Raw genomic sequence first — 9,312 nt, forward strand, 5'->3', positions numbered from 1 at the left:
GCCCTCCAACGTCGACCTGCCGTCGTCACCGTGTCGTCGGCGACCAACGAGATCAACACGCCGCGCCGCACGCCCCCATCGTCGTCACGCCCGAGGACGACCTCGCCCCGCTACGTCGTCGTTCTCAGCGGCGGCTGACAGCCGTCGACGACCTCCCCGCCCCGGCACCGTTCACCGGCGTCAGCGCGGTCTGCAGCGCCACCGACCCCACCGGCGGCCGCTGCCTCACCCCCGCCACCCGCCACGCCCACGACGAGATCATCCGCGCCTTCGGCCCTCCCGGCCCCGGCGCGCCGATCCGCACCGCAGGCTGCTGGGACGAACACGCCTGGAATCCCACCAGCGACCACCCCCAAGGCCGAGCCTGCGACTACTTCCCCGCCGCGGCCGGCACCCACCCCCAGGGCCAGGAACACCAGAACGGATGGCGGCTCGCGACGTGGCTCCGCACCCATGCCGCCGCACTCAAGGTCGAGTACCTGATCTGGCAGGGCCGCATCTGGTCACCCGACACCCCCGACATCGACGGAGGCTGGGGACGCGCCTACACCGGCGGCGGCATCTACGACGCCGACGACGCAACCGGCGGCCACTACGATCACATCCACGTCAGTATTCGGACATAAGGTACATAATTCACGTCTGGCGGCCCGAGGCGCACTCTCCCGAGGAGTTGTCCACAGGCAGTCGAGGGCAGATGGGAAAGTCGGGCACGGTGTGCCGCAGCCTGACCCGATGCCCAGATCGCCCGCCTATGGCATCGCGTCGTCCATCCTCGCCGTTCTGATCCTCGCCGGGTATTCGACCGGGCCTGGCTCAGCGGGCGAGCTTCCTCTACGGACCGGTTGCTCGTCGGTGGTCGCACAGCGGGCCAATATCGAGGCGCAGGTGGTGCTCGACGTGCACGCGGTCAACTGTCGCGGCCCGAACCGGATGCCCCTCACGCAGGACCTCGCGGTCGGAGTGGTTGCGCACGCCGCATGGCAGTCGCTCCAACTGCCCGTCGACGCCGTTCACGTGACCGTTGCCGCCAGTGGGGCGCCACCGGACGAATCGCCATCGATCCTCACCTCCGACGAGCTGGCCGACCGCTTCGGCCCAGGTCCGTCCGGTGTCGTGTGGCCGGTGTCCGAGAGGTCGGACGAGAGGATCTGGGTGCTCCTGCCGCTGGCCTACTTCGCCGCCGGTGTGGCGATGCTGCTCGTGGTCCGACGCTTGCAGCGTGCAGGGGTGGTCGTGGTTCTCCTGCGCCGCTGACCGGCCCGGATCGCCGTCCATCTGCTCACGAACGCTCTATGCCCGCCGGCCAGACGACCTCGATCGACCGACCGCAGTCACGGGCGTACCCCACGGCCTCCGCAGTGCCTCCGTTGCCCGAACCGTCCCAGACGGCGAGAAGCAGATCGCAGCGGTCGATGAGGTGCCGGCTGGCGGCGAGGTACGCCGCCGGACCAGACATCTCGTGAGGCATCGTGACGGTCTTCGCGGCCGAGTCGAGGTACGCGTCGCAACGCTCTCGGCTGACCGGATCGGTGATCCCGGTGAAGTAGTCGCTCGCCGGAATGACGACCTCGATGGCTCCTCCCAGTTCGAGGACGGCATCGGCGAACGCCTGGTCGGCGCCCCGGGCGAGGCAGGTCAGCCCGACGAGGTCATCCGCGTGTGGCCGGAGCAGGTCGAGTAGCTCCTGGCGCACGAGATCGATCGAATGCTCGGTGAGGTTCGAGTGACCGGTGACGCCGACGACTGGCATGCGGCTCCCTGTTCGTGGGGTTCGAGGAAGGGCCGATCCTATCCACCGGGGACGACGACGAGTCGGAGCGAAGGCTGCGTTGTGCAGTACCGTCATCCCCTGTGGGAGTCGCCGGGCAGGACGGGCTACGCATCGCGTGCCTCACCACCGGCGAGCGGATCCGGATCACACGCGAGTCGCGGGGGATGACACGCCCGGTGGTTGCCGGGCTCGTCGGGCGCAGCCCCGACTGGCTCAAGAAGATCGAATCCGGGGTCCGTCCGCTGAACTCGCTGCCCCTGCTCATCGAACTGGCCCGCACCCTCGGCGTGGCGGACCTCTCCGAACTCACCGGGGATGACTTCGATGCCCCGGTCAGCGTCTGGGAGAAGGACGTTCACCACGTCGTGCCGGCGATTCGCGACGCGATGCGGGAGGTGTCGTTCGGGTCGACGTCGGACGCCACTGTGCCGACCGTCGTCGACGCCGACGACCTTTCCGCACGGGTGCGGCGTCTCTGGCTGCTCTGGCACCGGTCGTCCCGGCAACGGTCGGAGGTCGGTGCTGCGCTGCCGGCCCTGATCCGGCAGGCGCACGCGTCGATGCGGGCAACCGAGGGCGACGCACGGCGCCGATGTCGAGCGGCCACCGCCGACCTGTACCGGCTCGTTCAGCGGCTGCTCGCCCACATCTGCGAGCCGGAGCTGCACGCCTTGGCCGTGGAACGGGGCCGGGCCCTGTCCGAGGACGCGGACACCCCGATATCGCTGGCGCAGGCCGCATGGGCATCGTCGGTCGGGCTCTGCGCGTCCGGACACCACGAAGCCGCCGCACAGCTGGCCGACGACGCGGCGACCGAACTGCTGCGCTCGTGCGGCGACGACCTCGATCCGGCCGCGATGGGGACCGTCGGTGCACTGCAGCTCGAGGCCGCGGCCGCACACGCGTTGGCCGGCCACGAGGGCAACGCCTACCGCTATCTCGACGCGGCCGCGGCAAGCGCGGCTCGCATGCCCAGCGGAACCTGGCACCTTCCTTCGGCGTTCGACCGGACGAACGTCGAGATCCTCGCGGTGATCGTCGGAGTCAGCCTGCGTCGCCCCACCGAGGCGGTGCGACGAGCGAACCGGATCGACCTGCGACGCTGCCCGTCCGTGGTCCGCCGATCGCGCCTGTTGCTGGAGTGCGCGACCGCCCATGCGAACCGGCGGGAGTTCGGCGACGCCGTACGCAGCCTCGGCTCCGCGACCACTGTCTCGGCCGAAGCCGTCGCCCTGATCCCGTGGGCGCGGACGCTCGCCGACGAACTCGCTGAACGAGCACCGCGCCCTGCACGAGCCGAGGCCGAGCGGTTGAGATCGGCGTTGAGGGCGGTCGGCTGACGAGGGCAGGGGGACAATCCGTCCCCCGAAGAGGGTCACGGCGAGCTGAGGCTTACGGCCGTGTCCATGAGCACCGGCCAGTGCGCAACCGCGAGATCCGAGGAACGCCCTCCTGGTGTGCGGGCCGGATGGCAGCAGGTGCTCGCTCCCCCGCGGTTCGGGCACCGCTCGGGCCTTGAGGACGGCCGTTCCGATCGGCGTGCGCTTCCGGTCGAGGCGCCGAGGCCCGCCGCCGCCAGGCATCGCCGGTCGCGCACCAGCACCGGTCCAGGATGGTGGGCGCCGCCCGGTCGACGAGCTCGTTCCCGGCGATCCGGCGGCACGAGTACGAGTCGGAGAACAGGCCGGCATCGGGCCGAGACGGCGAGCGCACCGACGACGTCCGGCTGGGCCGGTCCTGCCGTCATGGCCGTGAAGGCCGAACACGGCACCGCGACCGGCGCCGAGGCGGCCCTGTCACATGGGCCGGACGTCGATCTCGATCGAACCGTGGCTTCTGACGTTGCGGTCCGGCTTGCGAAGTCCGGTCGCCGTGACGGGCGTCCTGCGCGCCGACGGCCCGACGGCCACGATCAGAGCCGGAGACAGCCAGCCGTACCCGTTCGAGCTGTGACTGACCGATCATGAAACCCCGCTTCGAGATCCAGGGCAGGCTCATCGAGCGCCGTGATGGGGTCCGGATCCGCGATGAGGTCCGCAGGGCCAGCGCGCAGAGCCACGAGGAGGCCGTCCGCTTGGCGATCGCGCTCCGAGCGGACGGGTTCACGGTGTGGATCTACCGAGTCGAAGCCGGCAGCGGCAGCGAACCGGTGTACCGGTCGGTCGGCATGTTCGAACCGCAGGCGGGCGCGAGCGGGCCGTCGTCGACGCCCGGGTCGGGTCGCGAAACTCCGTAGTCGAGCCCGTCGGACCGACACCGGCGTTGCTCCGTTCGAGGGACACCCTCCGGTTCGCCCACGGATCCGGGAGCGCCCTGGTAGGCCTGTCCCCGGGTCGTGACCTGGGTGACCACGCAGAAGCCACGGAACAACCACGCGACGACCACGCTCGACCGCAGTATCGACTCGACCGGGAATCGAGGGGGTCGCGTGACGACAACGCATCGGATCGCGCTGCTGCCCGTGCTCATGGCGGCGCTGGTGACCAGTTGCACGTCGGCGCCGGTAGCGACCCAGCCGACCACGCCGTCGCAAGACGCGTTGCTGGCGTACGAGCGCTACTGGTCGGTCTCCCAGGACGCGTTCGCGGCGCCGGGCGCGCGGGACTGGTCCGCCGAGCTCGAAGGCGTGGCGTCGGGGCCCGCGCTCGACAGCCTCCTCACGGATGTCCGCAACTACGCGGACTTCCCCGCGCACACCGAGGGCGCCGTCACCCGCTCCCCCACGGTCGGCAACGCGACGCACGACCGGGTGGAGGTCGTCGACTGCGTGCAGCTCGGCGACTCCCGCCTCATCGCGGACACCACCGGCGAGGTGCTCGACGACCTGGCCAACCGGGTTCCGCGCTACCGGTTCCGTGCCGAGGTCGTGCTGCGCGGCGACGTATGGCTGGTGGATCGCGCCGAGCCGGCGTTGGACGAGCCGTGCTGACCGCGGCGGGCCTGGGTGTCGTGCTCCTGGTATCGGGGGTGGCGGGTGATCCCGAGCCGCCTGGGTGTGCGGTGTCTGACAGTCATGGGAGGTGTCTGGTCATCGCGGTGGATCCCGGCCGACCGGGTCGGCCGGCGGCACCTGACCGCGACGAGGCCCCGGAGCCGGCCGCACGCGACGAGAGCGGGTCCGAGGCCGAGGAATCGGCTGAGTCACGTCGACCGCTGTTGCAGGCCGTTCCCCTGGGCAACGGTGGCTGGACGCAGGGCGAGGTGCTCGACACGGCCGACTTCCTCGAACCGGCACCTGCGGAACCCGGCGGCGAGCAGGTCGACTTGGTGGTGCTTGCGGAGGTTCTCGCGCAACGCGCGATCGAGCAGCTGGTCCTCGACCCGCCGGTCCCCCTCACGTCGGTGAACGGCTCCGGGTGGGTCGGGGTGCCCATGTGGATGTGGATCGAGGGCGGCGCGTCCTCGACCGGCCCGGTCTCGGCCACCGCGACCGCCGGGGCGGCGCGGGTGACGGCGACCGGTCGGCTCTCCGCGGTGGAGTGGTCGATGGGGCCGCCCGGCGCCGAGGTGCGCTGCGCGGGGCCGGGCACGGCGTGGACCGGACAGACCGGGTCGTCACCGGACTGCGGCTACACCTACGAGCTGCGCTCCCTGCCGGAGCGGACCGACGGATCTGGCCGCTGGACGGTGATCGCCACCAGTGTATGGACGGTGACGTGGACCGGGGTGAGCGGCGGGGTGCCGGTCGCCGGCGAGGAGACCGTCCGGGTGTCCGCGGAGACGACGCTGGGCGTCGGCGAGGTCCAGGTACTGGTCGGAGGCACGCGATGACCGCGACGATCGCGCGAACCCCGGACGCGGCGCCCCCTCGTCCGTTGCGCCGTCGCCGCTCGTCACGACGCCTGCTCCTGGCCGTGACGTTGGGCCTGGTCGGCGCGCTGCTCGGCGCCTTCGCCTACCGCGGCGCGGTGGTACGCGAGGGAGTCGTGGTGATGGCGCGCCCGCTGCCGTTCGGCTCCGTCGTCCAGCTCTCCGACCTGCGCGAGATCGACCTGCCGCTCGGCTCGGGGCTGGCCACGGTGGCGTGGGACGACGTCGGCACCGTGATCGGGCAGCTCGCGGACACCGATCTGCGGGCCGGCCAGACGCTGACGCCCGACTCCGTCACCCCGGATCGCGTTCCCGCTCCCGGAGACGCGATCGTCGGGCTGTCGGTCGAAGCGGGCCGGGTGCCCTCCACCGCGCTGGCGCCGCGCGACGAGGTCCTGGTGATCACGGGGGCCGGGAGCCCCCTGGTCCGCGCGACCGTCGTCCGGGCGGGCGAGGTCGACGTGTCCGGTCGCCGCAGCGTCGACGTCCTCGTGCCGCAGGCCGACGCGGAGGAGCTGGCGCTGGCGTCCGTCGACGACCGCGTCGCGATCGTGCTGCTCGGGCGGGGGTGACCGACGTGCTGGTCGGACTGGTGTCGGCGAAGGGCAGCCCGGGCGTCACGACGTCCGCGCTCGCGCTGGCGTCGCAGTGGCCGCGCGCCGCGCTGGTGGTGGAGGCGGACCCGTTCGGCGGTGACGTCCGGGCCGGACTGGGACGGGGCGAGTGGCCGTCCGACGCCGGGATCATGGAGGCCGTCGTCGACATGCGCTCCATGGATCTGGACGTGGCCGTGGCATGGCGGTTGCACCGGCCCACCGAGTACTCGCCTTCCGTGCTGGCCGGGCTCGGCTGCGTCGGGCAGGCGTCGACGTTGCCGTGGTCGCGGATCGGGTCGGCGCTGGCGCGGCTGCCGGGTGCCGACGTCGTCGCGGACTGCGGACGGTTCGCCGTCGCGGACGGCGTGACTCCACTGCTGCGGGTGTGCGATGTGGTCGTCGTGGTGACGGGCTCGTCGCTTCGGGCGGTCCGGGCGGCGGCGCGGATCGCGCCGCGGCTGCAGGAGGAACGCGACGTGCGGCCCGGGGATCCGCGGGTGCCGGTCCTCGTGGTGGGCGCGGACGCCCCGTACCCGGCCTCGGAGGTCGCCGTGGCGTGCCGGCTGCCGCTGCTGGGTGAGCTGCCCGACGACCCGCGCGCCGCCGCGGTCTGGAGCGACGGCGACCAGCCGCGGCGCGGCTTCGGTCGCAGCCCCCTGCAACGCGAGGCACGAAGACTGGCCGAGGCGCTCGCGGCCTCCGGCGACGACCGGCGAGGTGTGGCATGACGCGGAGCCTCAACGGGGTGTCCCACCGCGCCGTGAAGAGGCCGCCCGTCACCGACCAGGTCACGACCCGACGGATCCAGACCGCCGTGCTGGCCCGGCTTGCCGCGGAGCTGGAAGGCCGCGCGCTCGATCCGGCCGACCAGCGCCAGCTCGTGCTGGCCTGGATCCAGTCCGAGCTCGCCACCGAGGCCCGACGGCGCGCGGTGAGCGGCGAACCACAGCTCGACCACGCCACGGAACGCGTCCTCGCCCGCGCCGTGGAGAACGCGCTGTGGGGGCTGGGTCGGCTGCAGGAGCTGCTGGACCTGCCCGACGTCGAGGACATCCACATCATCGGGTGCGAGGTGCCGATGCTGCGGATGTCCGACGGTTCGGTCCGCAGGGCGGCCGCGCCCGTCGCGGACACCGACGCCGATCTGGTGCAGCAGCTCCAGCACATCGCCGCCCACCACGGCAGCTCGGAGCGCGCGTTCTCCCCGGCCCAGCCGTGCCTGAACATGCAGCTGCCCGACGGCTCCCGGCTGGCCGCGATGCGCGAGGTCGTCCCCCGCCCCGTGGTGACGATCCGCAAGCACAGGCTCGTCGACGTCCGGCTGCGCGACCTGATCCGGCTGGACACCGTGTCGCTGCAGCTCGCGCGGTTCCTCGCCGCGCTGGTGACGGCCCGCCGGAGCATCCTGGTCACGGGGATGCCGTCGAGCGGGAAGACGACCCTGCTGCGGGCGTTGGCGCGGGAGATCGGTCCGGACGAGCGGTTCGCGACGCTGGAGACCGAGTTCGAGCTGAACCTGCACCGACTGCCGGACCGCCACCCGCTGCTCTATGCGGCGGAGTGCCGGGCGGGGTCGACCGAGCGCGACCCGGCCACCGGGCGTCCGGCGGGTGAGATGACGCTGTCGGATCTCCTGCACCAGACGCTCCGGATGTCGGTGACCCGGGTGATCGTCGGCGAGGTCCGCGGTGCCGAGGCGCTGCCCATGCTGGAGGCCATGAACGCCGGCATGCCCGGTTCGATGTGCACGCTGCACGCGGGCTCGGCGGCCGAGGCGTTCGAGCGGCTCGTCACCGCGACGATGAAGGGCGCCGGGGCCGGGTGGTCCGACGCGTTCGTGACCCGGTTGGCCGCGCAGGGCATCGACTACGTCGTCCATCTGCGGCACACCACGACTCCCGACGGTCGGCGGACGCGGTTCGTGGCCGAGGTCTCGGAGGTGACCTCGGTCGGCGAGGGCGGTGGGGTCGCGATGAACCGGGTCTTCGCGCCGGCACCGGGCACAGATCCGCGCGCGGTGTTCCAGCTGCTGCCCCAGAACCGTCGCCCGTTCGACGAGGCGGGCATCGATCTGGGGTTCCTGCACGAGTCGAGCGGGTGGGCCCGGTGACGCCCGCGGAACTGGCGGCCGCCGCGGCGGGAGCCTGCGTGGCCGTCGCGCTGGTGGTCCTGGGTGGCCGTGCGACCGGCGAACAGCTCGTCGCCGCACCCGCGACGCCCTGGGTACGTCGGATCCGGCTCGCCTGGGCGGCCGCCGGTGACCCGGCACGGCCCGACGCCGATCGGCGCCGCCGGGCGCTGGGGTGGGCCGTCGCCGGTGTCGTCGTGTGGGCGCTGTCCGGGTGGCCCGCGGCCGGTGCGGCGACGGCCGCCGCGGGTCTGTGGTTGCCGTGGCTGCTGGGCTCGACCCGGGTCGTACGCACGCGGATCGAGAAGCTCGAGGCGCTGGAGGGCTGGTGTCGCCGGATGGCCGACACGCTCACCGGCGGTGGGGCGATCGGTCTGGCCCAGGCCATCGTCACGACCACGGCACGGGTCGACGACCCGATCGCCCCGGCGGTGCGCACGCTGGCCCGCCGCATCCGCGACGGCGCAGGGGGCGACGACCACGCCGCCGCGCTGCGCGCGTTCGCCGACACCGTCGACGACCGCACCGGGGACACCGTCGCGGCCGCGCTGTTGCTGGCGCTGCGCCAGCAGAGCGGCGGCATCGCCGAGGTCCTGCGACAGCTCGCCGACGGGGTCGCGCGCGACGTGCGGGCCAGGCGCGACATCGAGGCCGCCCGCGCGGAGTCGCGGCAGTCGATCCGCATCCTGCTGCTGATCCAGGCCGCGCTGCTCGTGCTCATCGGCCTCGTCCCGACCTTCGCCGCGCCCTACGGCACGCCGGTCGGGCAGGTCGTGATGGCGGTCCTGCTGTCGGGATCGGCGGTCCTGCTGGTGTGGATGAGGCAGCTGGCTCTGGGCCGGCCGTCGCCGCGGTTCTTCGGAAAAGCTGGAGAGTTCGCGAAAACCGAAGGGGCGACTGCTGGGAACTCGTTGGTGGGGCTGCCGTGATGCTGTCAGGTCGGGCCTTGGGTTCGCGAACCGGACGCGTCGGTGTCGGCGCGGTCGAGGTCCGGGGAGGGGTTG

General features: G+C 72.6%; 9 protein-coding genes and 1 pseudogene. 9 read left to right on the plus strand and 1 reads right to left on the minus strand.

Features of this window, described 5'->3' with window-relative positions; genetic code table 11:
- Positions 1–626 (plus strand): annotated as a pseudogene (locus tag Q1K26_RS03725) (hypothetical protein); the annotation flags it as partial.
- A gap of 109 nt (positions 627–735) precedes the next feature.
- Positions 736–1,257, plus strand: coding sequence for a hypothetical protein (locus Q1K26_RS03730; RefSeq protein ID WP_300007724.1), 522 nt, complete (start codon positions 736–738; stop codon positions 1,255–1,257).
- 25 nt (positions 1,258–1,282) lie between these two features.
- Here Q1K26_RS03730 and Q1K26_RS03735 read toward each other — a convergent pair whose 3' ends face one another.
- On the minus strand, positions 1,283–1,753 hold the full coding sequence (locus Q1K26_RS03735) for a hypothetical protein (RefSeq protein WP_300007725.1): 471 nt from the start codon (positions 1,751–1,753) through the stop codon (positions 1,283–1,285).
- A gap of 101 nt (positions 1,754–1,854) precedes the next feature.
- Between Q1K26_RS03735 and Q1K26_RS03740 the strand changes: the two genes are divergently transcribed.
- The 7 genes from Q1K26_RS03740 (at position 1,855) to Q1K26_RS03770 (ending at position 9,237) form a co-directional block, all read left to right on the plus strand.
- Positions 1,855–3,114: a helix-turn-helix transcriptional regulator gene (locus Q1K26_RS03740; protein ID WP_300007726.1), complete on the plus strand. Its 1,260-nt coding sequence runs from the start codon at positions 1,855–1,857 to the stop codon at positions 3,112–3,114.
- Positions 3,115–4,202: 1,088 nt separating this feature from the next.
- Positions 4,203–4,703, plus strand: a complete 501-nt coding sequence (locus Q1K26_RS03745; RefSeq protein ID WP_300007727.1) for a hypothetical protein — start codon at positions 4,203–4,205, stop codon at positions 4,701–4,703.
- Between the two features lie 227 nt (positions 4,704–4,930).
- Positions 4,931–5,545 (plus strand): hypothetical protein, encoded by a 615-nt coding sequence (locus tag Q1K26_RS03750; RefSeq protein WP_300007728.1) that lies wholly within the window; start codon positions 4,931–4,933, stop codon positions 5,543–5,545.
- Entirely contained in the window at positions 5,542–6,156 is a 615-nt protein-coding gene (locus Q1K26_RS03755; RefSeq protein WP_300007729.1) for an SAF domain-containing protein, read from the plus strand. The genes Q1K26_RS03750 and Q1K26_RS03755 overlap by 4 nt, the downstream gene beginning before the upstream one ends.
- Before the next feature lie 5 nt (positions 6,157–6,161).
- Positions 6,162–6,908 carry a hypothetical protein gene (locus Q1K26_RS03760; RefSeq protein ID WP_300007730.1) on the plus strand — a complete coding sequence of 249 codons (747 nt, stop codon included), beginning with the start codon at positions 6,162–6,164 and terminating at the stop codon, positions 6,906–6,908.
- The gene (locus Q1K26_RS03765; RefSeq protein ID WP_300007731.1) at positions 6,905–8,290 is read left to right on the plus strand and encodes a CpaF/VirB11 family protein; all 1,386 of its coding nucleotides are present in this window, start codon (positions 6,905–6,907) and stop codon (positions 8,288–8,290) included. Before Q1K26_RS03760 ends, Q1K26_RS03765 begins: the two co-directional genes overlap by 4 nt.
- On the plus strand, positions 8,287–9,237 hold the full coding sequence (locus Q1K26_RS03770; protein WP_300007732.1) for a type II secretion system F family protein: 951 nt from the start codon (positions 8,287–8,289) through the stop codon (positions 9,235–9,237). Before Q1K26_RS03765 ends, Q1K26_RS03770 begins: the two co-directional genes overlap by 4 nt.
- Positions 9,238–9,312: the final 75 nt, after the last annotated feature.

Source organism: Pseudonocardia sp. (genome assembly GCF_029263155.1).
In the GTDB taxonomy this organism is placed as follows: Bacteria; Actinomycetota; Actinomycetes; order Mycobacteriales; family Pseudonocardiaceae; genus Pseudonocardia.